This window comes from Pseudomonas vranovensis DSM 16006, assembly GCF_000425805.1.
Taxonomy (GTDB): domain Bacteria; phylum Pseudomonadota; class Gammaproteobacteria; order Pseudomonadales; family Pseudomonadaceae; genus Aquipseudomonas; species Aquipseudomonas vranovensis.
Map to the genome: position 1 here is coordinate 185,895 of NZ_KE384454.1, position 22,518 is coordinate 208,412.

Consider the following 22,518-nt stretch of genomic DNA (forward strand, 5'->3'; position numbering starts at 1 on the left):
ATTGTCCCCATCGTGATCGCCCCGATGCGGTCTTCATTCAGGAGAGTCCCATGAAACTGTTGCACATCGATTCGAGCATCCTGGGCGACAATTCCGCCTCCCGTCAGCTGAGCCGCAGCGTGGTCGAGGCCTGGAAAGCCGCCGACCCTTCCGTTGAAGTGGTCTACCGTGACCTGGCCGCCGACGCCATCAGCCATTTCTCCGCCGCTACCCTGGTGGCTGCCGGCACTCCACAAGACCTGCGCGATGCTGCCCAGCAGCACGAAGCCCAACTGAGCGCCGAAACCCTGCAGGAGTTCCTGGACGCCGACGCCGTGGTGATCGGCGCGCCGATGTACAACTTCACCGTACCGACCCAGCTCAAGGCCTGGATCGACCGCGTTGCGGTGGCCGGCAAGACCTTCCGCTATACCGAAGCCGGCCCTGAAGGCCTGTGCGGTGACAAGAAAGTCATCCTGGTGTCCACCGCCGGTGGTCTGCATGCGGGCCAGCCGACCGGTGTCGGCCACGAGGAGTTCCTCAAGGTGTTCCTGGGCTTTATCGGCGTCACCGACCTTGAAATCGTCCGTGCCCACGGCCTGGCCTACGGCGACGAGCCACGCGCCAATGCCATGAGCGCCGCCCAGCAGCAGATCAGCAACGAGTTGTTCGCCGCCGCTTGATCCGCGACCGCGCACTACCCGAACCGACAGCAGGCCTGGCTTGCTGTCGGTTTTTTCATTGAGCTTTCATCTGCGCCCATGGGCCCGGCGATATGCTGGCGATATGCCCGGTAGTGCCGGGGGCGGGTGAGGTGAGGGCTGATGCGTATCGTGGCGGCGTTCTGTGTGCTGTGGCTGCTGGGCCTGGCGGCGGGAGTACGGGCAGAGCCCGTGCAGCACTGGAGCGTCGGCTTGCACCGCATGCAGTTCGCAGATCCGCTCGATGCCCGGCCGGTACAGGCGCTGGCGTTCTATCCCTCCAGCGGCCCGGAACGCAGCAGCCGGATCGATGGCTATCGGGTGGAGGCGTTTGAAGGTGCGCCAGTGGTGATAGGGCGCTATCCCTTGTTGATGCTGTCCCACGGCAACACCGGCTCGCCGCTGGCCCTGCACGACCTGGCCACGGCCCTGGCACGTCGGGGCTTCGTGGTGGTGGCCGTGACTCACCCAGGCGACAACGCCCATGACCACAGTCGGCTGGGCACCTTGAGCAATCTTTACGGGCGGCCGTTGCAGATCAGTGCCGCGATCACCACCAGCCTTGCCGACCCCTTTCTGGCACCGTATATCCGTGGTGAGAGGGTGGGGGTGATTGGATACTCCGCCGGCGGTGAAACGGCCCTGATACTGTCCGGGGCGCACCCTGACCTTGAACGTTTGCATCGCTATTGCCAGGAGCACCCTCGCGATTCCGACGCCTGCAAGACCAACGGAGTGCTGATTGCCGATCGCGCCGACCTTGCCGCCGAGGCCGACCCCCGGGTACATGCCTTGCTGTTGATGGCGCCGCTGAGCCTGATGTTCGGTCGCCAGGCACTGGCACAGGTGAAGGTGCCGGCATTGATCTACAGCGGCGACAACGACCAGTTGCTTTCCATCGAGAAGAACGCCCAGGCGCTGGCCCGCAAGTTGCCGGTCACGCCCAACTACCGGCTGCTGGCCGGCGCCGGGCACTTCGTGTTCATGGCTCCGTGTGACGAGGAGCAGCGCCACCACATGGCGGCGCTGTGCAACGACCCCGACGGCGTCGACCGTGAAGACATCCACCTTTCACTGCAGGCCGAGGCTGCGCACTTTTTTGCCCGTACCCTGGGCCGGCCCCGGCGCGTCGGGCTGGATACCGCCGATCAGTGAGCGCGGGCGCGCTGCGACAGGGTCAGGGCCAGGCCGACACCGGCCAGCGACAGCAGGGCGGCGATGCAGAAGATCCAGGCATAGCCCAGATGCACGGCAATTGCTCCCATCAAGGGGCCGGAGATCGCCAGTGCCAGATCGAAAAAAACGGCGTAGGCACCCAGCCCGGCACCCCGACTGGACACTGGCACCTGCTTGATGGCTTCGACCCCCAGTGCCGGGTACACCAGCGATAGGCCAAAACCGGCCAGGCCTGCACCCAGCAATGCCAGTGCCGGGTTCGGGGCCAGCCACAGGAGTGCCAGGCCCAGAGCCTCAGTGGCCATGCAGGCCATTGCCACCTGGTAGCCGCCAAAACGGTTCACCGCGTTGACAAACAGTAGCCGCGAAATGATGAAGCACACGCCGAAGGCGCTCAGGCACCAGGCCGCACCGCTCCAGCCTTGCTCCAGGTAGAACAGGGTCACGAAGGTGGTCAGGGTGCCGTACCCGATCGAGGCCAGCGTCAGGCCTACCCCGCACGGCGCGACCCGGCCAAAGGCCGCCCAGAACGGCAGGCGTTCACCGCGCACCACGGGTAGCGAGGGTTTGTTGCGGATCACCAGCAGCGCCAGGGCTGCAAGCGCAGTGAGTACCAGCCCCAGGCTGGCGAAGTTCACCTGGTCGGCCAGCATCACCCCAAGCGGTGCACCGATGGCGATGGCGCCGTACGAGGCTACGCCGTTCCAGGAAATCACCCGGGCCGTGTTCTCGGCACCCACTGCGCCGATACCCCAGCTCAAGGTGGCAACACCGATCAGCCCCTGGGCCAGGCCCAGCAACACGCGGCCAGCGAGTAGCACCAGCAGGCTCAACAGTGGCAGCTCGACCGTCAGTGCAGAAGCTGTGGTGAGTGCGCCGCTGGCGGCAATGCCGATCAAGCCGTAGGTAATTGCCCGTTTGGTGCCCTGGCCATCGGCGACACGGCCAGCCATGGGGCGGCTGAGCAGCGTGGCGAGGTACTGCAGGCCAATGGTCAAGCCGGCGATTACGGCGCTGAAACCCAGTTGGTCATGCACATAGCCTGGCAGCACTGCGATCGGCAGGCCGATACAGAGGAAGGCGATGAAGGTATAGAAGACGATCGAGAGGATCTGCAGGGTGATCGACAGGGTACTGGCAGGGGCGGGTTGGTGCGCAGACATGAGCTCGTTCGCTGGCGGGCGGAGGGAGAGGGCCCATGATCGCTGGCGGCGAGGATAAAAGAAAGCAGGCTAACTAATTTAAAACAATCGCGCCGTAGCGGCTGCCGAGGTACGCGGTGCGATCGACTGCCACGCGGTCGTTATCCAGTCACACTGATGGTGCTGAATGACGACCGCTTCGCGGCCGATCGCAGCCTGGTGGCAGCCGCTACAGGCGAGTGCTTTAGACCACTACACCCTGACTACGCAGATAGTCGTCGTAGGTACCGCTGAAGTCCACCACGCCGGTGGCGCTCAGCTCGATGATTCGCGTGGCCAGGGACGATACGAACTCACGGTCGTGGCTGACGAAAACAAGCGTGCCCGGGTAGTTCTCCAGCGCCAGGTTGAGCGCTTCGATGGATTCCATGTCCAGGTGGTTGGTCGGTTCGTCCATGATCAGCACGTTGGGCTTTTGCAGGATCAGCTTGCCGAACAGCATGCGGCCTTGCTCACCACCGGAAATCACCTTGACCGACTTGAGGATCTCGTCGTTGGAGAACAGCATGCGTCCCAGGGTGCCGCGGATCACTTGTTCGCCCTGGGTCCATTGGCCCATCCAGTCGAACAGGCTCACGTCTTCCTCGAAGTCGTGTGCGTGATCCTGGGCGTAGTAGCCCAGCTCGGCGCTTTCGGTCCACTTGACTTCACCGGCATCCGGGGTCAGTTCGCCGACCAGGGTACGCAGCAGCGTGGTTTTACCGATACCGTTCGGGCCGATGATCGCCACGCGCTCGCCCGCTTCAACGGTGAAGCTGAAGTTCTGGAACAGGGTCTTGCCTTCGAAACCTTTGGACAGCTTCTCGATGGTCACGGCCTGGCGGTGCAGCTTTTTCGTCTGCTCGAAGCGGATGAACGGGCTGACACGGCTCGACGGCTTGACCTCGGCCAGCTGGATCTTGTCGATCTGCTTGGCGCGCGAAGTGGCCTGCTTGGCTTTGGAGGCGTTGGCCGAGAAGCGGCTGACGAAGGTCTGCAGCTCGGCGATCTGGGCTTTCTTCTTGGCGTTGTCCGACAGCAATTGCTCGCGCGACTGGGTGGCGGCGGTCATGTACTCGTCGTAGTTGCCCGGGAACAGGCGCAACTCGCCGTAGTCCAGGTCAGCCATGTGGGTGCAGACGCTGTTGAGGAAGTGACGGTCGTGGGAAATGATGATCATGGTGCTGTTACGCGCCGTGAGAATGCTTTCCAGCCAGCGGATGGTGTTGATATCCAGGTGGTTGGTCGGTTCATCGAGCAGCAGCACTTCAGGATCGGAGAACAGCGCCTGGGCCAGCAGCACGCGTAGCTTCCAGCCTGGGGCGACTTCGGTCATCGGGCCGAAATGCTGTTCCAGCGGGATACCCAGGCCCAGCAACAGCTCGCCGGCGCGGGATTCGGCGGTGTAGCCGTCCATCTCGGCGAATTCGGTTTCAAGCTCGGCCACGGCCATGCCGTCTTCTTCGGTCATTTCCGGCAGCGAGTAGATACGGTCGCGCTCGGCCTTGACCCGCCACAGTTCCTCGTGGCCCATGATCACGGTGTCGATCACGGTGAATTCTTCGTAGGCGAACTGGTCCTGGCGCAGTTTACCCAGGCGTACGTTCGGCTCGAGCATGACCTGGCCGCTCGACGGCTCGAGGTCGCCGCCGAGGATTTTCATGAAGGTCGACTTGCCGCAGCCGTTGGCGCCGATCAGGCCGTAGCGGTTACCGTTGTTGAACTTGACCGAGACGTTCTCGAACAACGGCTTGGCGCCGAACTGCATGGTGATGTTAGCGGTGGAGATCAAGGGAGGTTCCTGCGGGGTTTCCAGAGGTGTGACGCGAGTCGTACTGCCGACGTTCACGGATGCCGGCGCGTAGGGCGTGGGCGTAAAGCCGCCGATTGTAACACTTGGCGTCTTGTTCCACATCCCGGCTTTGTCTGGTTGCTGCGTTGGCGTGGCGGTCGAGGTTCGGGGACAATGTCCCGGCAATGTCAATCAAACAGCGCAATTGTCGCAAGGATGTGCGTAATGAAATGCTTGGCCACTCTAATGCTTCCCCTGGTGCTGGCCGGTTGCGGAACGATCAACACCGTGTTCAAGGCAGACGAGGTGACGAGCAACACGCTTGCCCGGTGGCAATCTCACTGCGACAGCGTTCCACGCATCTACAGCGGCGCCATACTGGATTTCTGCGCCCTGCATGCCGAGCCCGGGCACTACAGCAGCGGCTACGGCCAGCCGTCGGCCGGGTTGATGCGGGTGGACATGCTGTTCTCGGGGGTAGCCGACACCGTGGTGTTGCCCTACACCCTTTATTGGCAGAACAGGGATGGCAGCATCCCCAGGAGCCGGATCGAATAATGGCGATGGTTGCGCGTAGCGCGTCACTGCACCGGCTGTATGAGTGAGGCGCCCTGGTTGCGCACATTTCCCACGGCAAGGCCTACGCGGTACCACTCGAATACGTCAGACGGCTCGCCCAGGTTCAGGGCCATCTGCTCGGCCTGCCCCCCGGGCATAGCCGGGTCCAGCCAGTGCCCGGCAAGCTCCGGGGGCAGGACCACCGGCCGCCGGTCGTGTACATCGACCATGCCGCCGACGCTGTCGGCGGTGATGATAACGAAACCATCGTGGGCGCCGGATTCGACACTGAACTGACCGATGCCTGCGCACAGCGCCGGGCGTCCGTCCCGGCGCCTGATCAGGTAGGGCTGCTTCTTTGGCCCGCCTTCATCAACCCATTCGAACCAGTTGTCGATCGGCACAATGGCGCGGTGTGGCCAGATGGCTTTGAAAAACGCGCCGTGGGCCACTTTTTCGACGCGGGCATTGATGGGCGGGGCACGGTCTTTGGCCCAGTGTGGTTGCCATCCCCAGCGCACCCGATCGGCATGAAGGGCACCTTCTGCGAGGCGCAACAAGGCTACCCGGGTGGACGGGGCGACGTTGTAGCACTCAAGGGGCTGGTCGCCGACGTGGTTGGCCAGCGGGTGGGGCATGCTCAGGGCGGCGACGAAGTCGTGGATGCCGTGGTACTGGCTGAGTCTTCCGCACATGGTGGGTACCCTGTGTAAGGACAGGTACCCATACTTTAGGGCAGCAACCGAGTTGCTGGGGCACTTCCGTAATCTCCTGACGGCGGATCATGCCGGCCAGGGTAGACTCGTACGCTCCTTCATTTGCCCGTAAGGACACGTGCACATGCCCTCTGAAGTCGTTCGCTGCGACGTACCGGTCGCATCGCTGATCTACCCGCGAGTGGCCAATGCCAGTTTCATCGACGCCCACCAAGCTGCGCTGGCAGACGCGGATCAACCCGCCATGGCGTATTTTCTCGATTTGATGGCTAGCATGCCCGGCTGGATCGACAACCTGATGGTGCTGCGCAACCGTGTGGTGCAGGCGTTCGGGCTCAAGGACCTGGGACGGCTGACGCGCATCGATCGCCAGCGCGACCCGGCCAGTTACCTGCCCGGCGAGCGAGTGGGGATTTTCACCCTGGTCTGCAACACGCTTGAGGAGGTGTTGCTGGTGGATCGTGACAAGCACCTGGACGTGTACATCTCGCTACTGTGCCAAGCCGTCACGGCCGACAGCCCGCGCACTGTCGTGCTGTCGACCGTGGTGCATCCCCACAACCTGCTCGGGCGCCTCTACATGCTGCCAGTGGCGCCGTTTCACCGCTTCATTGCGCCCATTGCCCTGGGCAGGCTGCTACGCGCCCGGCCCTAGACGAACGCCTGGCCATGAAAGCCGCGAGGCAGGCGCTGCAAGCCTGGCAGGGCAGTCAGGCGTTCGGTCCAGGATGCGCGCCAGTCATTGGCCGCAGGATGGGCGCGGGCCTTGCGAGCGGCGCGACGGGCCGCGTTACGTTGTTCACGTCGCGCGTCCTTGTAGGCGTCGGTGTTGCGGCAACTGCGGCATTTGACGCGGTTGAGCTCGCTGGTGGAGACCAGTTTGTTACCGTGGTGTCCGCAGGCCAGGTGGCCGGCAACCTTGAAGTGAGTGACCATTAGGGTTCCTCCTTGCGCTGTTCGATCGGAACAGGCTTATCTGCTTGGACCCCGCGCCAACGCTGGCAGTTCGACAGCTTCAATAGGAAGTGTGGCGTTGCACGGCAAATTGCTTGCGAAACCATTCATCGAGCATGGCCTTTTCAGCATACAGGCGATCGCTCTGGGCACGACGACCAGGGCGTTGCAGATAGGTCTTGTCGCTCACCCGGGCATCGGCCTGGCCCAGGGTCTTGCCCTGTTGCGTCAGCACGTAATGCAAGTCGATGGTCGGCCAGGTGATGTCACGCATGAAGCGGATTTCGTAGGCCTGGGGGTGCCAGGGTTCGTAGCGGCCAGCCAGGTCGATGTCACGGATATCGATACGCAGGGTCTGGCCAGGCGGCAGGTAGCGCTTGCCGAGTTGCTCCAGGTATTTGCGCAGTTCTGCCATCACATATTCGTCGGCGCCACGCTCGTAGCCGTGGCTGTCGAGGCTTGCATCGCGAAACTGTTCGGGTTTGTCGTATATGACCTCGACATTGGACGCCGAGGGAGCCTGCGCCAGGCTGCTCGACGCCAGCAGGCTCAGCGCGACAAAGATCAGGGCACGGCGCATGATTCACCTCCAGGTGCAGTTGTCTGCACACCGTCTATTGTACGCCTGCACGGGTGGGAGATCAGGAGCGAGACACGTGAGTCGGATCGAGCGGTTTACCGCCAATCACCAGGGCCGGGATTTTGCCGTGGGCGATATTCATGGTCATTTTGAGCGTCTTCAGGCGCAGCTTGACGTCATCGAATTCAATCCGCGCGTGGATCGACTGTTCAGCGTGGGCGATCTGGTTGACCGCGGCCCGGACTGTATGCGGGCCCTGCATTGGCTGGAGCAACCCTGGTTCCATGCCGTACAGGGCAACCACGAGGCGTTGGCGGTGACGCATGTCGGGGGTGGTTGGCTCGACTACGGTCAGTACCGTGCGGCGGGTGGCGGCTGGTTTCTCGACCTGCCGGACAGTGAGCAGGCGCGCTTTGCCGCGCGTTTTGCGCAAATGCCCATGGCGCTTGAGGTACAGACACCGGGTGGACTGGTGGGCCTGTTGCATGCCGATTGTCCGTGTGCCAGTTGGCCCACGTTGTGTGAGCAATTGCAGGCAGGCCCCGACAAAGACGTTCAGGAGTATTGCCAGTGGTCGCGCCGTCGACTGCAGAGGGATGACGACACCCCGGTGGCCGGACTGCGCGCGCTGATCGTAGGGCACACGCCGCTGCAACGGGTCCGGGTGCTGGGCAATATCTGGCATATCGACACCGGTGGCTGGTCCCGTGGCCACTTCAGCCTGCTGGAGCTGGGCAGCCTCACGCTGGCCAATCCCATGCCAGGTGAATGATCACACCCAGGGCCAGTAACATCAGCACCGCCCCCGATACTCGCTCAAGCCAGGGCAGCGCCCGGGCGAAATGGCGGCGCACACTCAGGTTGCCAATTGCCAGCGCCACCAGCACATCCCAGCCCAGCACCACCGCGAACATCCACACGCCATAAATCAGCTTCCAGCCAAGGCTGATACCACCGACCATGCTCGCCAGACTCACATAGAACAACGCGTTCTTCGGATTGAGAGTCCCGGACATAAAGCCCATGCCCAGTCCCTGCCACCAGGAGGCTTGCACCACGATCCGGGTGTCGACGGCAGGCAGCGAACTGCCACCGGCATGGCGAATGAACAGCCCCCCCATATACAGAAGGTAAGCGCAGCCCGTCAGTTGAACGGCGGTGAACACGGGACTGTGCGGCTGCAGTGCCGAGAGCCCGGCAAAGGCTGCGACGATAAACACGCCGTTGGCCAGGGCAATGCCCAGGCAGGCGCCGGTTGCCACTCGCCAGCCGGCGTTCATGGAGCTGCGCGCCACCAGGAAAAAATCCGGCCCGGGTGACAGCAAGGCGAGAAAATGCGCGGCGGCAACCATCAGGAACTGCTCCATGGGACTCGATCTTGATCAGCGGTAGGGCTGGGGATTGTCCGGGCAGGCCGGTGCGTCTGTATTGAATAAAATTGCAGGGCGATCAGCTTCGGTAGTGACCCGGTGTGACCCCGGTGTGGGCCTTGAACACCCGCTGGAAGTGACTCTGGTCGGCGAACCCCAAGCGGTAGGCGATCTCCGCGACGGGGGCGCCTTCACTCAACCAGCCGCGGGCGAGGTTTACCCGCTGATTCAATTGGTAGGCATGGGGGGTAAAGCCGGTGGCGGCGCGGAAGGCACGGATCAGCTGGTAGCGGCCCATGTTGGCCAGCTCGGCCAACTCACCCAGCGACAGGCTGTTGTGGGCTTCATCCTGCAGGCATTGCAGCACGGTCTTGAGCGCGCCGTCCGGTAGGGCGGGCAGTACCGAATGCACTAACGGTGGATGAGTATCGGCATCGAAGTCACCCACGAACTCGATCAGAGCGGCTTCTTTCTCGACCGTCGGCGCCGACGAGAACAAGACCTGGTTGAGCTGGCACAGGTGCTGGTAGGTGCTCCGGTCGCGGCTGATGCGTACTGGCTCATCGTCGCCTGTCGACTGGCCGGACTCCCGGCGCAGGGCCTGTAGCCAGACAGCGTCAAGGTGCAACATCTGGTAGCTCCAGGCCGTGCCCGGCTCGGGGTTGCAGGCGTGCATGCGCCGGGCAGGAACAAAGACCAGTGTGCCAGGTTCCAGCCGTGCCTGTCCCCGGCCTGCGCCGGTAAACAGGCTTTGGCCCTGGTCCACGGCACCGATGGAAAAGGTCGGATGACTGTGGGGCTTGTAGCAGGCACGGCTATGACAAGCCTGGCGGCTTTCCACAAACGGCAATGCCGGGTCGCGCCAGAATGCGCTCTGAACTTCAGCGCCTCGAGGCATGCTGCACTCCGATCGATCCAGCGCCTTGTGCGTGTAGCCAGGCCAGTACCTCCGGCCAGTAGCGCGCACCGCTGACTTCGCGAAAAAAGCCGAAATGCCCGACCGGTGCGGGCAAATCGGCTTTGTGGCGCAGTTCGAAGTGCAGGGCTGGGTAGCTGCTGTAAAGTTTTTCCGCTGCGGCGGCTGGCACGTAGTCGTCATCGGCGAACTGCAATGACAGCACCTTGAGCGAGAGGCTGCGGTAGGCCGCTTCGGCCTCCAGCCCTGCTGCAGGCGACAGCAGGTAGTCCGGCTGGTTGGCCCAGGTCGCCCAATCACGCATCAGGCTGCTTGGCAGGTTTTCCGATCCAAGGCCGACGGCGCGGGCTGGAAAGCTCGGCGACAGGCGGGTGAGCAGGGGGATGAGCAACTTGAACAAGGTCCAGTATTTGACGCGCTGAGGCATTGGCCAGCGCCGCCAGTAGGCGAACGAGGCGCCGACGAAGACCGCACCGTGCAAGGCTTGGGAGCGTTCGGCAAGGCCCAGCAATTGGGCGCCGATGCTGTGTCCGATCAGGTAGACCGGTTGCTCGCCAGCCAGTGCCAGGGCGTTGCCAAGCATGCTGTCCAGGTCCTGGCGGCCCCAGTCCTCCAGGCGCAGCGACCTGGGCGCCAAGGTTCCGAGCGCTTTTCCGGTGCCGCGGTAGTTGAAGGTCAGCACCCGATAGCCCTGGTCAGCGAAAAAACCTGCGAATCGACTGTAAAAGCGCATCGGTACCCCCAAGGCGCCAGCGATCAGGATCACCGGCAGATGTGCCGGGGCGTTTACGGGGGCATGCAGCGAAGCGTTCAAGCGGGTGCCGTCCGGGCACAGAACCATCTGTTGCGTCATGCTCATGAGCTAATTCTGCTGGCGGGGTGCTGAATGACCATGCAAGTGGATTGCACGCTAGAAGTCAACCGGCACGCGGATCGCACACGCACAGTTTTCCATCCCAACTGTACCTTGACGCCGGCAGGCCGCTGGCCGGAACCTTGTGGCCTTGCCACCGGAGAACTGCCATGGAGCTGTCCACACTCGCCTTGTTCGTACCCGCCTGCTTCGCCTTGAACATGGCCCCGGGCCCGAACAACCTGCTGTCCTTGAACAACGCCAGTCGCTACGGCTTGCGGATTGCCTGTGTGGCGGGCGTCGGCCGGTTGCTGGCGTTCGCCGGGATGATCGTGCTGGCCGCGATGGGGCTGGCGGTGGTGCTGCACACCAGCGAGTACCTGTTCCTGACCATCAAGTTGTTGGGGGCGGCCTACCTGTTCTACATTGCCTGGCAACTGTGGCGCGCCCCCGTGGCCGCCAGCGCCGTGGTCGCCGAACGCAGCAGCGGCACCTTGCGCCTGGCCCGACAGGAATTCTGGGTGGCCGCGGGCAATCCCAAGGCCATCCTGATCTTCACCGCGTTCCTGCCGCAGTTCATCCAGGTTGGCAGCCCGGTGCCGGTGTCCGAGCAGTTTGCCTGGCTGGGCGGCATGTTCCTGTTGCTGGAGTGGCTGGCCATCGCCCTCTACGGGTGGCTAGGGGCCTACCTGCAGCGCTGGTTCAACCAGCCGGGGCCGCGGCGGCTGTTCAACCGGGTCAGTGCCACGTTGCTGGGCCTGGCCGGTGCTGGCCTGTTGGCAGCGCGCCGCGCCTGAGCCTGTAAGGTAAAGGGCTTATAGAGAAAGGATCTGAGCCTGAGGGCGGAAATGCCCTAGGCTTGTGGCTGGAATCGGGCACACGGAAAGGTTGCCCGCCACTGCCAAGGAGACTTACCGATGCTCTCGACCCTGGAGTTGCGCAATATCATAGAAAGCAGCTTTCTGCCGGTGCGCTGCCAATGCACCCAGGCTGCAGACCGTTCACTGACAGTGCGGGTATTCGACCGCCGCTGTGAACGCGTCGACCTGCTGGTAACCGGCATCAGTGCTGACCAGTTGACCAGCAGCCGGGCCATTTCCAATCTGATAGTCGGTCTTCGCAATGATCTTGCCGATCAGCACAGGCTGCGGGCAGGCCGGCGCAGCGACAGCCTTTAGTCGCGGTAGAACACCTGCACCAGGTGATAGCCGAACTTGCTCTTGATCGGACCGTGCACGGTGCGCAGCGGTTTTTTGAAAATGACCTGGTCGATGGCCCCGACCATTTGCCCTGGACGCACCTCGCCAAGGTCACCGCCGCGCTTGCCGGACGGGCAGGTGGAATACTTCTTGGCCAGCACATCGAACGCCTCGCCCTTGGCGATGCGCTGCTTGAGTTGTTCGGCTTCTTCAGCGGTCTTGACCAGAATATGCCGGGCCTGTGCTTTCATCTCTAAATGCCTTTGCGATGCGGAAAACGCGCCATTATGCCTGATCGCGCAATTCCGGGCGGTCACGAAATTGTTCGAGCGCTTCGGGGTTGGCCAGGGCATCGGTGTTCTTTACCGGCTCTCCATGCACCACGTTGCGAATGGCCAGCTCAACGATCTTGCCGCTGATGGTACGTGGAATATCGTTGACGGCAGCGATCACCGCCGGCACATGACGTGGGGTGGTGTTGCTGCGGATTTCCTGGCGAATCCGTGCCTGCAGCACCTCATCCAGCACCACGCCTTCCTGAAGGCGTACGAACAGTACGACGCGCACGTCGTTCTGCCAGCGCTGGCCGATGGCAACGCTCTCAAGCACCTCGTCTATTTTCTCCACCTGGCGGTAGATCTCCGCCGTGCCGATGCGTACCCCGCCAGGATTGAGTACCGCGTCCGAGCGGCCGTGGATAAGCATGCCACCCGTGGGGGTTTGTTCGGCGTAGTCACCCTGTGCCCAGACGCCGGGGAACTGACTGAAATAGGCTGCGCGAAAACGCTCGCCTTGCGGATCGTTCCAGAACCCCAGGGGCATGGCTGGAAAGTGTCGGGTGCAGACCAGCTCGCCTTTTGCACCTATCAGGGCATGGCCGTCATCGTCCCAGACCTCAACCGCCATCCCCAGGCTCTTGCACTGGATTTCGCCACGACGCACCGGCAGCACCGGATTGCCGATTACAAAGCACGAGCAGATGTCGGTACCGCCAGACATTGACGCCAGGCACAGATCAGCCTTGAACTCTCGGTAGACGTAGTCGTAGCTCTCCGGCGACAGTGGCGAGCCGGTCGACAACAGTAGCTTGAGCGTATTCAGGCGGTGGCTCAGGCGCGGCTGCACGTGGGCATGCTCCAGCGCGGCCAGGTACTTGGCGCTGGTGCCGAACGCTGTGATCCGCTCGCTGTCGATCAGGTCGAGCAAGCGCTCCGGGGCGGGGTGGAAGGGTGAGCCGTCATACAGCACAAGGGTAGTACCCACGGCCAGGCCGCTGACCAGCCAGTTCCACATCATCCAGCCGCAGGTGGTGTAGTAGAACAGCACATCGTCCGGGCCCAGGTCGTTGTGCAGGCCGTGTTCCTTGAGGTGCTGCAGCAGTACGCCGCCGGCGCTGTGAACAATGCACTTGGGCACACCGGTGGTGCCGCTGGAATAGAGGATGTACAGCGGATGATCGAATGGCAGGGGGGTGAATTGCGGCTCGCCGCCGGGTTGGTAGAAGTCGTCCCACAGGCTGATGCGGGCGTTGCTGTAAAATTCGTCGCTGCGGCTGTGCGGGCGGGTGTACGGCACCACCAGCAGTTGTTCGAGGCTCGGCAGCTGGGCCAGTACCTCGTTGATCTTGTCGACCTGGTCGATGCTCTTGCCGGCGTACGGGTAGCCCGCGCACACCATCAGCAGCTTGGGCTCGATCTGGCCGAAGCGGTCGATGATCCCGTGGGTACCAAACTCGGGTGATGAACATGACCAGATGGCACCCAGGCTGGTGCAGGCAAGCATGGCCACCAGGGTTTGCCAGGTGTTGGGCATGCACGCGGCAACGCGGTCGCCGACGCCAATGCCGCAGGCCTTGAAGCTGCGCTGCAGCCCGGCGACCTGAGCGGCCAGCTCGGCATGGCTGATCACCCGGCGTTCGCCATCCTCACGTACAACGATCAGGGCCGGTTGCCCATCACGCCGGCGTAGCAGGTGTTCGGCAACGTTGAGGGTGGCGCCGCCAAACCAGCCGGCGTCGGGCATCTGCGGGCCCTCACTGAGGACTTCGGTGGCCGGCTGGTGCCAACGCACCGCAAAGGTGTCGGCCAGGGTCTGCCAGAACGCGGCACGCTGCTCGATGCTCCAGCGGTGCAACTCGCCATAGTCGGCAAGCGTGAGGTTGAACCTGCGGTTGACCTCAAGGCGGAAGGCATCCATCCGTGTTGCCTGGATGTGCGCCTTGCTCGGCTGCCAGAGCACGTCGTTCATGCCGTGTCCCCTTGGTTGGACCCTTTACTCCACTGTAGCGTGCTTCACTTCAGCCGAGGCCGACCAGATGCGGTAGCGCACCTGGACGCCATCGGGCACGTAGACCACCACTGGCAGCTTGCTGTTGTAGCGCAGCATGAAACCGTCGCCGACCACGGGTACGAAGGCTTCTTTGCGGGTGTTGTCCGGGCAGGCCATCAAGGTCGAGGCAGGGCCCATGACCTTCTCCAGGCGGTAGTAGCTGTAGCCCCAGCCTTGCAGGGTTTTTTCTTCAAGGTTGCCACCCAGGTGCTGGCGGTTGCAGTCGACCTGCAGTTGTTTGCCGGCCATGACTTCGAGCTTGAATGCGGATTCATCGGCCTGTTGCGGCAGGTGGATCACTTGGCGGGTAAAGCCTTTTTCGGCCTCGGGGTAGGGCGCCACATCCTTGAGGCTGGCAGCCTGTACCGAAGTACCGACAGCCAGGGTCAGGGTGAACAACGCGGTGAGGGGGATTGGGCGCATAAGGCCTCCTTGCAGATAAAAAAGCACGATACCGCAGCCAGATCCCGAGCCGCCCGTCACTGGGCCAGCCAACCGCCGTCGATGTTCCAGGCAGCACCACGAACCTGACTGCCAGCTTCGCTACAGAGGAACAATACCAGTTCACCCAGGTGTTCGGGAGTGACGAAGGCCAACGAAGGTTGCTTCTCGGCCAGCAGATCATGCTGGGCCTGTTGTGCCGGAACGCCGCTGGCAATGCGGTCATCGATCTGTTTCTGCACCAGCGGCGTCAGCACCCAGCCTGGGCAGATGGCATTGCAGGTGACGTTGCTGGTGGCGGTTTCCAGGCCCACTACCTTGGTCAGGCCCACCACGCCGTGCTTGGCGGCGACATAGGCAGCCTTGCCGACGGAGCCGACCTGGCCGTGAACCGAGGCGATGTTGATGATTCGGCCCCAGTTGCGCTGGCGCATGCCCGGCAGCACCCATTGGGTACCGTGGAATACCGCCGACAGATTGACGGCGATGATCGAGTCCCAGCGCTCCACCGGGAACTCGTCCACGGGCGCGACATGCTGGATGCCAGCATTGTTGACCAGGATATCGACACTGCCGAACGCGCGCTCGGCGTAGGCGAACAGGTCCTGGATCTGCTTCACGTCGCTGAGGTCCGCCGGGTGATGGCCAACCCGGGTACCATGGCGGGCCACCTCGGCGATGGCTGCACTGGCATCGCCGAAGCCGTTGAGTACAAGGTTGGCCCCGGCCTGGGCCAGGACATGGGCAATCCCCAGGCCGATGCCGCTGGTGGATCCGGTGACCACTGCTGTCTTGCCGTTCAGATTCATGGGTTGCTCCTCAGACGATGCCGGTGGCGTAGAACGTGGCGATAACCACAAACACGGCCAGGGTCTTGATTAGGGTAATACCAAAAATGTCCTTGTACGCTTCACGGTGAGTCAGCCCTGTGACTGCCAGCAGCGTGATCACTGCGCCATTGTGCGGCAGGGTGTCCATGCCACCACTGGCCATGGCGGCCACCCGGTGCAGTACCTCAAGGGGGATGTTCGCGGCGTGGGCCGCAGCAATGAAAGTATCGGACATCGCAGCCAGGGCGATGCTCATGCCACCGGAGGCGGAGCCGGTGATACCGGCGAGCAAGGTCACGGTGATTGCTTCATTGACCAGTGGATTGGGAATCGCCTTTAGCGCATCGGCCAGTACCAGGAAACCCGGCAACGAGGCAATCACCGCGCCGAAACCGTACTCGGACGCGGTGTTCATTGCCGCCAGCAGCGCGCCGCTGACCGCACTTTTGCTGCCTTCGGCCAGGCGACTCTTGATTGCGCCGAAGCCTGCCACCAGTACCAGCAGAATACCGAGCAGCAAGGCCGCCTCGACTGCCCAGATGGCCGTGAGCTTGGCGATCTCGGTTTGCACCGGGGCGCTCATGCCCGGCAGTTGCAAGGTGTGGGTCTTGCCGTACCAGGTGGGAATCCAATGGGTAAACAGCAGGTTCATCACCCCCACCAGCAGCAAGGGCGAAAGCGCAAGCCAGGGGTTGGGCAGCGTGAGGTCGGCTGCAGTTTCCGGCTCGTTGCGCAGCTCCGTGCCATAACCTTCGCCGGCGCGCTGGGCCTTGTTGCGCTGGCGCTGCAGGTAGAGCATGCCGGTGCAGAATACGAACACTGTGCCAATCAGCCCCAGCCACGGCGCGGCCCAGGCGGTGGTGTTGAAGAAGGTGCTGGGGATGATGTTCTGGATCTGCGGGGTGCCGGGCAGGGCATCCATGGTGAACGAGAACGCGCCCAGGGCAATGGTGGCCGGGATCAGGCGCTTGGGGATATTGCTCTGGCGGAACATCTCGGCGGCGAACGGGTAAACCGCAAACACCACCACGAACAACGAGACCCCGCCATACGTCAGCAAGGCGCACACCAGCACGATCACCAGCATGGCCTGGCGGGTGCCGAGCAGGCGGATCGCGGCAGCGACGATCGAACGGGAAAAGCCCGACAGCTCGATCAACTTGCCGAATACGGCGCCGAGCAGGAACACCGGAAAGTACAGCTTGATGAAGCCGACCATCTTCTCCATGAACACACCGGTGAAGGCCGGGGCGACAGCGGAAGGATCGGTGAGCAATACCGCGCCGAGGGCGGCGATAGGGGCGAAGAGGATGACGCTATAACCACGGTAAGCAGCCAGCATCAGCAGCGCCAGGGCTGCCAGGGCGATGATCACACTCATCGAGTGTCTCCTTGGGTGCATCTTGTTTTTGTTGGTTGCTGGAGATAGCGGGAATCGTGCCAATTAGCTATGTTATTGATATATATAGAATATTTTTAGTTTGGGGAGAGAGAAGTCTCTGACTTGAGAATCGCGGGGCAAGCCCGTTCCTACAGACGCTGGGAGCGGGCTTGCCTCGCGACGAAGTCTCAAGAAAGAAACACAAGTCTCTTTATTGAGACGAAACGCCAAGCGCCACTAATTTCTTGTACAGGGTAGATCTCCCCAGCCCCAGCATCTGCGCGGCCTGCGGCACATTCCCGGCGCAGCGCGCGAGGGTGTCCAGCAAAAGCTTGCGCTCAAATTCGGCACACGCCTGTTTATAGCTCAACGACGGCGCTTGCACCGTCAGGGGCGCCAGGTTACCCAGCGCGGCCTGCACATCATGGGCGTTCAAGCGAGGCTGGTCTGCCAGCAAGGTCGCACGCTCCAGCACGTTGCGCAGTTCTCGGATATTGCCCGGCCAGGCATGGCGGGCGAGCAAGGCCTGGGCATCGTCATCCAGCTCATGCTGACTGCCCAACTCCTCGAGGATCGCCTCGCTCAAGGCCGGCAAGTCATCCAGGCGCTCGCGCAGCGGCGGCACCTGAATCGGCAGAACATTGAGCCGGTAGTACAGGTCGGCACGAAACTCGCCCCGGGTCATGGCTGCCGAAAGGTCGGTGGAGGTGGCGGCAATAATGCGAACGTCGCTGTGCATCATCTGGTTGGAGCCCACCGGCTCGTACTCTTTCTCCTGGAGTACCCGCAGCAGCTTGCTTTGCAACGGCAGCGGCATGTCGCCGATCTCGTCGAGGAACAAGGTGCCGCCTTCGGCCAGTTGCAACTTGCCGGGGCGGCCCTTGCGGTCGGCGCCGGTGTAGGCGCCAGGCGCGGTGCCGAAGAACTCGGCTTCGAGCAGGGTTTCGGGGATCGCGGCGCTGTTGATGCTGACAAACGCCTTGTGCGCCCGTGGCGAGGCGGCATGGATGGCATGGGCCAGCAGTTCCTTGCCGGTGCCCGTCTCACCCAGCAGCAGCACGGCCGAATCGCTGCTCGCGCCACGCCGGGCGCGACGCTTGACCTCAAGGCTGGCAGCGCTGGTGCCAATGAATTGGGCAAAGCTGTACTTGGCCTGGCGGGCCCGTAGCAACGAGCGGGTCGAAGCCAGCTCCTGCTGCATGCTGGCATAGCGCTTGAGCAGCGGCGAGAGGCTGCGCAGTTCATCGAACAAGGCAAAGCCGATGGCGCCGATCAACTCGCCGTTGCCGTCATGGACCGGCAAACGCATGACCACCAACGGCTCCTTGGGGGTGTCGAGCATGTCGAGGAGAATCGGCCGGCCGTTACTCAATACCTCGCGCATCAAGCTGCCGGGGATCACGCTCTCGCAGGGTTGGCCGATGGCGCTGGCGGCGTTGTGCAAACCAAAGCGCCGGGCATAGCGCTCGTTCATCCAGACGATACGGGCATCGCGGTCGACAATGATGGTGCCTTCACTGGACTGCTCGATGATTTCAAACAGTGATCGGATCGCCAGCAGGCGCACCTGCTGGTAGTCCTTGAGGCTGTCACTGGCAGGCATGGGCCGCTCCCTGAAGGTCAAAGGCTGGGATTATGCCCGTGGATCGAAGGCTTCGCGCAAGGCATCGCCGATGAACACCAGCAGGGACAGGATCAGCGCCAGCGAAAAAAAGGCGGTGAAGCCCAACCAGGGTGCCTGCAGGTTCTGCTTGCCCTGGTTCACCAGTTCGCCCAGAGAGGCGCTGCCGGCAGGCATGCCGAAGCCGAGAAAGTCCAGGGCGGTGAGGGTGGTGATGGCGCCGGTGAGGATGAACGGCAGGAAGGTCAGGGTAGCGTTCATGGCATTGGGCAGTATGTGCCGCAGGATCACCCAGCGATCCTGCAGGCCCAGGGCACGGGCGGCCAGCACGTATTCCAGGTTGCGCCCGCGCAGGAACTCGGCACGCACGACGTCCACCAGGGCGAGCCAGGAAAACAGCGCCATGATGCCCAGCAACCACCAGAAGTTCGGCTCTACAAAGCCACTGAGGATGATCAGCAGGTAGAGCACTGGCAACCCCGACCATACCTCGAGCAAGCGCTGCCCGATCAAGTCGATCCAGCCGCCGTGATAACCCTGCAAGGCGCCGGCGGCAATGCCGATCACCGTGCTGATCACGGTCAGGGCCAGGGCAAACAGGATCGACACTCGAGTGCCATAGAGCACCCGGGCCAGTACATCACGGGCTTGATCGTCGGTGCCCAGCCAGTTCACGGCCGTTGGTGGGCTCGGGGTGGGTTGCTGCAGGTCGTAGTTGGGGGTATCGGCACTGAAGGGTATCGGGGCGAACAGCATCCAGCCACCCTGGTCCTTGATCAACTGCTGCACGTACTGGCTGCGGTAGTCAGGCTGGAACGGCAACTGGCCGCCGAATTCCTGTTCGGTGTAGCGCTTGAAGGCCGGGAAATACAGCTGGCCCTGGTAACTCAACAGCAATGGCTTGTCGTTGGCCACCAGCTCGGCACCCAGGCTCAGCACCAGCAAGCAGCTGAACAGCCAAAGCGAGTACCAGCCCCGGCGGTTGCGGCGAAAGGCTTGCAGGCGTCTGCGCGAGACCGGCGACAGGCTGAACATCATTGCGCCCTCGTGGCAAAGTCGATTCGCGGATCGACCAGGGTGTAGCACAGGTCACCGACCAGGCGGATCAACAGCCCGAACACGGTGAAGATGAACAGTGAGCCGAACACCACCGGGTAATCCCGCGAAACCGCCGCTTCGTAACTCATGCGCCCAAGGCCATCGAGGGAGAAGATCACCTCGATCAGCAGGGAGCCGGCAAAGAACACCGTAATCAATGCCTGGGGAATGCCGGCCACCACCAACAGGATGGCGTTGCGAAACACATGGCCGTACAGCACCCGGCGTTCACTCAGGCCCTTGGCCCGGGCGGTGATGACGTACTGGCGGGTAATCTCGTTGAGAAAGGCGTTCTTGGTCAGCAAGGTGAGGGTCGCGAAACCGCCGATCACCAGGGCCCCGACCGGTAACACCAGGTGCCAGAAGTAGTCGGCCACCTTGCCCAGCAGGCTGAGCTGATCGAAGTTCTCTGACACCAGCCCCCGCACCGGGAACCAGTTCAGCGAGGTGCCGCCGGCGAACAGCACGATCAACAGCAAGGCGAACAGGAACGACGGCAGCGCATAGCCAATCACGATCAGGCTGCTGCTCCAGGCATCGAACGCCGTGCCGTGACGCACGGCCTTGCGAATGCCCAGGGGGATGGACACCAGGTAGGTAATCAGCGTGGCCCAGAAACCGAGCGACAGGGTAACTGGCATTTTCTCCAGGATCAGGTCGGTCACCTTGGCGCCGCGAAAGAAACTGTTGCCAAAGTCCAGTCGTGCGTACTGGCCCAGCATCAGCCACAAGCGTTCCGGTGCCGACTTGTCGAAGCCATACTGGCGCTTGATGTCCTCGATCAGCTTGGGGTCCAGGCCGCGGCTGGCCCGGGAGCTCGCATGCAGGGTTTCGACACTGGCGCCGGGCGCGCTTGCGCCAATGCCCTGCAAGCGGGCGATAGCTTGCTCCACCGGGCCACCGGGTGCGGCCTGGACGATGACAAAATTGACCAGCAGGATGATCAGCAAGGTCGGAATGATCAACAGCAGCCGCCGCAGGATGTAGACGCTCATGGCTGCTCCTTGAGGCGCTCGGCCATCTGCGCGTTGGTCAACGCCGTGGGGCTGACTTCCCACCAGCTGTCCAGGCCTTCGTCGTTGCTGGCTTGCACCTTGGGCAGCCCGAAGCGGTTCCACCACACCGTGGAGGAGCCGGGTGGGTAGTAGTTGGGGATCCAGTAGTAGTTCCACTGCAGCACCCGGTCCAGGGCATGGGCATGACGCAGCATGTCGGCCTGGGTGCTGGCCTTGACCAGCCCTTCGATCAGCCGGTCGACCGCCGGGTCCTGCAGGGCCATGTAGTTGTTGGCGCCTGGGTCGTTGGCCGAGGTCGAGCCGAAGACGTTGTACAGCTCGATGCCGGGTGAGGTCGTGACCGGGTAGCCGGTCACGATCATGTCGTAGTCTCGGGCCATGAGCCGGTTGACGTACTGTGAAGGGTCGATCCGGCGGATGTCGAGGGTGATGCCGATCTGCGCCAGGTTGCGCTTCCAGGGCAGCAGCAAACGCTCGAAGCCGGTCTGGGCATTGAGGAAGGTGAACTGCAGTGGCTCGCCCTGGTCGTTTACCAGTTGGTCGCCCTCAGGTTTCCAGCCTGCCGCCTGGAGCAAGGCCAGGGCTTGCAGCTGTTTGTCGCGAATCAGCCCCGAGCCGTCGGTTCGCGGCGCTTCGAACACCTGGGTAAATACCTCGTCGGGTATCTGCCCGCGCAAGGGCTCCAGCAGCGCCAGCTCGCCGGCATCCGGCAGCGCCCGGGCCGCCAGGACGCTGTTGGAAAAAAAGCTCTGCTGACGGATGTACAGGTTGCGCATCATCTGCCGGTTGCTCCACTCGAAATCCCAAAGCATGGCCAGCGCCTGGCGCACGCGACGGTCCTTGAATACCGGCCGCTGCAGGTTGAAGACAAAACCCTGGGCCGTTTGTGGTGCTTGCTTGCCCAAGTGGGCGCGCTGCAAGCGACCGTCTTCCAGCGCCGGGCTGTTGTAGCCGATGGAGTAACCGGTGGCGGAGAACTCGCGGTTGTAGTCAAAGCCGCCACCGCGCAATACCTGGCGCGCCACTTCGGTGTCGCCGAAGTATTCGATGCGCAGACGGTCGAAATTGTAGCGGCCGCGGTTGACCGGCAGGTCCCGAGCCCACCAGGTCGGATCGCGTACAAAGGTGATGCTGCGACCGTTGTCGATTGGCCCGATACGATAGGGGCCGCTGCCTACGGGCGTATCAAAACCACCGCCGCTGGCAAAGTCACGGTCCTTCCACTCGTGCTCGGGCAGTACCGGCAAGGTGGCCAGGTCCAGTGGCAGGGTGCGGTTCAGGTTGTTCTTGAAGTGAAAGCGGATCTGCCGTGGCCCCTCGATCTCGACCCGCTCGACATCGGCGAACTGGGTACGGAACTTGAGGTTGCCTTTTTGCATCAGCGTTTCGTAAGTGAAGCGCACATCCTCGGCGCGCACCGGCTGGCCATCGGCAAAGCGTGCACGCGGGTCGAGATAGAAGCGCAGCCACAGACCGTCAGGGGCGCGTTCAAGCTGGTGTGCAATAAGGCCGTACACCGTGTAGGGCTCATCTTGCGAGCGCACGGCCAGGGGCGCGTACAGCCAACCGTCGACCTCGGCCACGCCGGTGCCTTTGTCGATATAGGGCAGCACATGGTCGAACTGACCGATCTCGATGGCCGAGCGGCGCAAAGTGCCACCTTTGGGGGCGTCGGGGTTGGCGTAGTCGAAATGCTTGAAGTTGGCGGGATAACGGGGCGCTTCGCCATAGACCGTGAGAGCGTGGCTGGGAGCTGCCAGGGCGGCATGAGTCCAAGCCAGAAGTAGGACCAAGACTACAGCGAGAGAGGAAGGAACGGATTGCAAGC

At 62.8% G+C, this 22,518-nt stretch carries 24 protein-coding genes; 7 read left to right on the forward strand and 17 right to left on the reverse strand.

What is annotated here, in order from left to right; translation table 11 throughout:
- Positions 1-50: 50 nt before the first annotated feature.
- Together H621_RS0120375 and H621_RS0120380 are read left to right on the forward strand one after the other, a co-directional pair.
- Positions 51-662, forward strand: coding sequence for an FMN-dependent NADH-azoreductase (locus H621_RS0120375; RefSeq protein ID WP_028945147.1), 612 nt, complete (start codon positions 51-53; stop codon positions 660-662).
- Positions 663-800: 138 nt separating this feature from the next.
- Entirely contained in the window at positions 801-1,835 is a 1,035-nt protein-coding gene (locus H621_RS0120380) for an alpha/beta hydrolase family protein (protein WP_028945148.1), read from the forward strand.
- Here H621_RS0120380 and H621_RS0120385 read toward each other — a convergent pair.
- Positions 1,829-3,019, reverse strand: coding sequence for an MFS transporter (locus H621_RS0120385; protein ID WP_028945149.1), 1,191 nt, complete (start codon positions 3,017-3,019; stop codon positions 1,829-1,831). The two genes, H621_RS0120380 and H621_RS0120385, sit on opposite strands and share 7 nt — an antisense overlap.
- A gap of 223 nt (positions 3,020-3,242) precedes the next feature.
- Positions 3,243-4,829 carry an ABC-F family ATPase gene (locus tag H621_RS0120390; RefSeq protein WP_028945150.1) on the reverse strand — a complete coding sequence of 529 codons (1,587 nt, stop codon included), beginning with the start codon at positions 4,827-4,829 and terminating at the stop codon, positions 3,243-3,245.
- A gap of 225 nt (positions 4,830-5,054) precedes the next feature.
- On the opposite strand from H621_RS0120390, the gene H621_RS0120395 reads away from it, so the two are divergent.
- Positions 5,055-5,387 (forward strand): YceK/YidQ family lipoprotein, encoded by a 333-nt coding sequence (locus tag H621_RS0120395; protein ID WP_036990185.1) that lies wholly within the window; start codon positions 5,055-5,057, stop codon positions 5,385-5,387.
- A 23-nt stretch (positions 5,388-5,410) separates the two neighbouring features.
- Here H621_RS0120395 and H621_RS0120400 read toward each other — a convergent pair whose 3' ends face one another.
- Positions 5,411-6,082 (reverse strand): SOS response-associated peptidase family protein, encoded by a 672-nt coding sequence (locus H621_RS0120400; protein ID WP_028945152.1) that lies wholly within the window; start codon positions 6,080-6,082, stop codon positions 5,411-5,413.
- Between the two features lie 145 nt (positions 6,083-6,227).
- On the opposite strand from H621_RS0120400, the gene H621_RS0120405 reads away from it, so the two are divergent.
- Positions 6,228-6,758 (forward strand): DUF2867 domain-containing protein, encoded by a 531-nt coding sequence (locus H621_RS0120405; protein WP_028945153.1) that lies wholly within the window; start codon positions 6,228-6,230, stop codon positions 6,756-6,758.
- On the opposite strand, the gene H621_RS0120410 is transcribed toward H621_RS0120405, so the two are convergent.
- Together H621_RS0120410 and H621_RS0120415 are read right to left on the reverse strand one after the other, a co-directional pair.
- Entirely contained in the window at positions 6,755-7,039 is a 285-nt protein-coding gene (locus H621_RS0120410) for a hypothetical protein (RefSeq protein WP_028945154.1), read from the reverse strand. The two genes, H621_RS0120405 and H621_RS0120410, sit on opposite strands and share 4 nt — an antisense overlap.
- A gap of 79 nt (positions 7,040-7,118) precedes the next feature.
- Positions 7,119-7,637, reverse strand: a complete 519-nt coding sequence (locus H621_RS0120415; protein ID WP_028945155.1) for a DUF3016 domain-containing protein — start codon at positions 7,635-7,637, stop codon at positions 7,119-7,121.
- 76 nt (positions 7,638-7,713) lie between these two features.
- On the opposite strand from H621_RS0120415, the gene H621_RS0120420 reads away from it, so the two are divergent.
- The gene (locus H621_RS0120420) at positions 7,714-8,409 is read left to right on the forward strand and encodes a metallophosphoesterase (protein WP_028945156.1); all 696 of its coding nucleotides are present in this window, start codon (positions 7,714-7,716) and stop codon (positions 8,407-8,409) included.
- Here the strand turns inward: H621_RS0120420 and H621_RS0120425 are convergent.
- The 3 genes from H621_RS0120425 to H621_RS27370 all read right to left on the reverse strand — a co-directional run bounded on the left by H621_RS0120425 (position 8,378) and on the right by H621_RS27370 (position 10,782).
- Positions 8,378-9,004 (reverse strand): LysE family translocator, encoded by a 627-nt coding sequence (locus H621_RS0120425; RefSeq protein WP_028945157.1) that lies wholly within the window; start codon positions 9,002-9,004, stop codon positions 8,378-8,380. The two genes, H621_RS0120420 and H621_RS0120425, sit on opposite strands and share 32 nt — an antisense overlap.
- A gap of 82 nt (positions 9,005-9,086) precedes the next feature.
- Positions 9,087-9,905, reverse strand: coding sequence for an AraC family transcriptional regulator (locus H621_RS0120430; RefSeq protein ID WP_028945158.1), 819 nt, complete (start codon positions 9,903-9,905; stop codon positions 9,087-9,089).
- Positions 9,889-10,782 (reverse strand): alpha/beta hydrolase family protein, encoded by an 894-nt coding sequence (locus tag H621_RS27370; RefSeq protein WP_105641313.1) that lies wholly within the window; start codon positions 10,780-10,782, stop codon positions 9,889-9,891. Before H621_RS27370 ends, H621_RS0120430 begins: the two co-directional genes overlap by 17 nt.
- A gap of 164 nt (positions 10,783-10,946) precedes the next feature.
- Here H621_RS27370 and H621_RS0120440 point away from each other — a divergent pair, with 164 nt between their 5' ends.
- Entirely contained in the window at positions 10,947-11,573 is a 627-nt protein-coding gene (locus tag H621_RS0120440) for a LysE family translocator (RefSeq protein WP_028945159.1), read from the forward strand.
- 120 nt (positions 11,574-11,693) lie between these two features.
- On the forward strand, positions 11,694-11,954 hold the full coding sequence (locus H621_RS0120445; protein ID WP_028945160.1) for a DUF1652 domain-containing protein: 261 nt from the start codon (positions 11,694-11,696) through the stop codon (positions 11,952-11,954).
- Here H621_RS0120445 and H621_RS0120450 read toward each other — a convergent pair.
- From H621_RS0120450 to H621_RS27375, 9 genes are all read right to left on the reverse strand, one after another.
- The gene (locus H621_RS0120450; protein ID WP_007932676.1) at positions 11,951-12,226 is read right to left on the reverse strand and encodes a peptidylprolyl isomerase; all 276 of its coding nucleotides are present in this window, start codon (positions 12,224-12,226) and stop codon (positions 11,951-11,953) included. The two genes, H621_RS0120445 and H621_RS0120450, sit on opposite strands and share 4 nt — an antisense overlap.
- Positions 12,227-12,260: 34 nt before the next feature.
- A complete protein-coding gene (locus tag H621_RS0120455) occupies positions 12,261-14,222 on the reverse strand; it encodes an acetoacetate--CoA ligase (protein WP_028945161.1) in 1,962 nt (653 codons plus the stop codon).
- A gap of 24 nt (positions 14,223-14,246) precedes the next feature.
- Positions 14,247-14,726 carry a serine protease inhibitor ecotin gene (gene eco, locus H621_RS0120460; RefSeq protein WP_028945162.1) on the reverse strand — a complete coding sequence of 160 codons (480 nt, stop codon included), beginning with the start codon at positions 14,724-14,726 and terminating at the stop codon, positions 14,247-14,249.
- A gap of 56 nt (positions 14,727-14,782) precedes the next feature.
- Complete coding sequence (gene hbdH / locus H621_RS0120465) at positions 14,783-15,553, reverse strand: 3-hydroxybutyrate dehydrogenase (protein ID WP_028945163.1); 771 nt, start codon at positions 15,551-15,553, stop codon at positions 14,783-14,785.
- 10 nt (positions 15,554-15,563) lie between these two features.
- Positions 15,564-16,955, reverse strand: coding sequence for a GntP family permease (locus tag H621_RS0120470; protein WP_028945164.1), 1,392 nt, complete (start codon positions 16,953-16,955; stop codon positions 15,564-15,566).
- A 211-nt stretch (positions 16,956-17,166) separates the two neighbouring features.
- Complete coding sequence (locus H621_RS0120475) at positions 17,167-18,558, reverse strand: sigma-54 interaction domain-containing protein (protein ID WP_028945165.1); 1,392 nt, start codon at positions 18,556-18,558, stop codon at positions 17,167-17,169.
- A 30-nt stretch (positions 18,559-18,588) separates the two neighbouring features.
- The gene (locus tag H621_RS0120480; RefSeq protein WP_028945166.1) at positions 18,589-19,611 is read right to left on the reverse strand and encodes an ABC transporter permease; all 1,023 of its coding nucleotides are present in this window, start codon (positions 19,609-19,611) and stop codon (positions 18,589-18,591) included.
- Complete coding sequence (locus tag H621_RS0120485; RefSeq protein WP_028945167.1) at positions 19,611-20,669, reverse strand: microcin C ABC transporter permease YejB; 1,059 nt, start codon at positions 20,667-20,669, stop codon at positions 19,611-19,613. The genes H621_RS0120480 and H621_RS0120485 overlap by 1 nt, the downstream gene beginning before the upstream one ends.
- Positions 20,666-22,516, reverse strand: coding sequence for an extracellular solute-binding protein (locus tag H621_RS27375; RefSeq protein WP_036990188.1), 1,851 nt, complete (start codon positions 22,514-22,516; stop codon positions 20,666-20,668). Before H621_RS27375 ends, H621_RS0120485 begins: the two co-directional genes overlap by 4 nt.
- Positions 22,517-22,518: the final 2 nt, after the last annotated feature.

Excerpts from the sequence above, each read along its gene's own strand:
- H621_RS0120375 (WP_028945147.1), top strand. The coding sequence starts at position 51 with ATGAAACTGTTGCACATCGATTCGAGCATCCTGGGCGACAATTCCGCC.
- H621_RS0120385 (WP_028945149.1), bottom strand. The coding sequence starts at position 3,019 with ATGTCTGCGCACCAACCCGCCCCTGCCAGTACCCTGTCGATCACCCTG.
- H621_RS0120395 (WP_036990185.1), top strand. The coding sequence starts at position 5,055 with ATGAAATGCTTGGCCACTCTAATGCTTCCCCTGGTGCTGGCCGGTTGC.
- H621_RS0120400 (WP_028945152.1), bottom strand. The coding sequence starts at position 6,082 with ATGTGCGGAAGACTCAGCCAGTACCACGGCATCCACGACTTCGTCGCC.
- H621_RS0120405 (WP_028945153.1), top strand. The coding sequence starts at position 6,228 with ATGCCCTCTGAAGTCGTTCGCTGCGACGTACCGGTCGCATCGCTGATC.
- H621_RS0120410 (WP_028945154.1), bottom strand. The coding sequence starts at position 7,039 with ATGGTCACTCACTTCAAGGTTGCCGGCCACCTGGCCTGCGGACACCAC.
- H621_RS0120415 (WP_028945155.1), bottom strand. The coding sequence starts at position 7,637 with ATGCGCCGTGCCCTGATCTTTGTCGCGCTGAGCCTGCTGGCGTCGAGC.
- H621_RS0120425 (WP_028945157.1), bottom strand. The coding sequence starts at position 9,004 with ATGGAGCAGTTCCTGATGGTTGCCGCCGCGCATTTTCTCGCCTTGCTG.
- H621_RS0120430 (WP_028945158.1), bottom strand. The coding sequence starts at position 9,905 with ATGCCTCGAGGCGCTGAAGTTCAGAGCGCATTCTGGCGCGACCCGGCA.
- H621_RS27370 (WP_105641313.1), bottom strand. The coding sequence starts at position 10,782 with ATGAGCATGACGCAACAGATGGTTCTGTGCCCGGACGGCACCCGCTTG.
- H621_RS0120440 (WP_028945159.1), top strand. The coding sequence starts at position 10,947 with ATGGAGCTGTCCACACTCGCCTTGTTCGTACCCGCCTGCTTCGCCTTG.
- H621_RS0120445 (WP_028945160.1), top strand. The coding sequence starts at position 11,694 with ATGCTCTCGACCCTGGAGTTGCGCAATATCATAGAAAGCAGCTTTCTG.
- H621_RS0120450 (WP_007932676.1), bottom strand. The coding sequence starts at position 12,226 with ATGAAAGCACAGGCCCGGCATATTCTGGTCAAGACCGCTGAAGAAGCC.
- H621_RS0120455 (WP_028945161.1), bottom strand. The coding sequence starts at position 14,222 with ATGAACGACGTGCTCTGGCAGCCGAGCAAGGCGCACATCCAGGCAACA.
- eco (WP_028945162.1), bottom strand. The coding sequence starts at position 14,726 with ATGCGCCCAATCCCCCTCACCGCGTTGTTCACCCTGACCCTGGCTGTC.
- hbdH (WP_028945163.1), bottom strand. The coding sequence starts at position 15,553 with ATGAATCTGAACGGCAAGACAGCAGTGGTCACCGGATCCACCAGCGGC.
- H621_RS0120470 (WP_028945164.1), bottom strand. The coding sequence starts at position 16,955 with ATGAGTGTGATCATCGCCCTGGCAGCCCTGGCGCTGCTGATGCTGGCT.
- H621_RS0120475 (WP_028945165.1), bottom strand. The coding sequence starts at position 18,558 with ATGCCTGCCAGTGACAGCCTCAAGGACTACCAGCAGGTGCGCCTGCTG.
- H621_RS0120480 (WP_028945166.1), bottom strand. The coding sequence starts at position 19,611 with ATGTTCAGCCTGTCGCCGGTCTCGCGCAGACGCCTGCAAGCCTTTCGC.
- H621_RS0120485 (WP_028945167.1), bottom strand. The coding sequence starts at position 20,669 with ATGAGCGTCTACATCCTGCGGCGGCTGCTGTTGATCATTCCGACCTTG.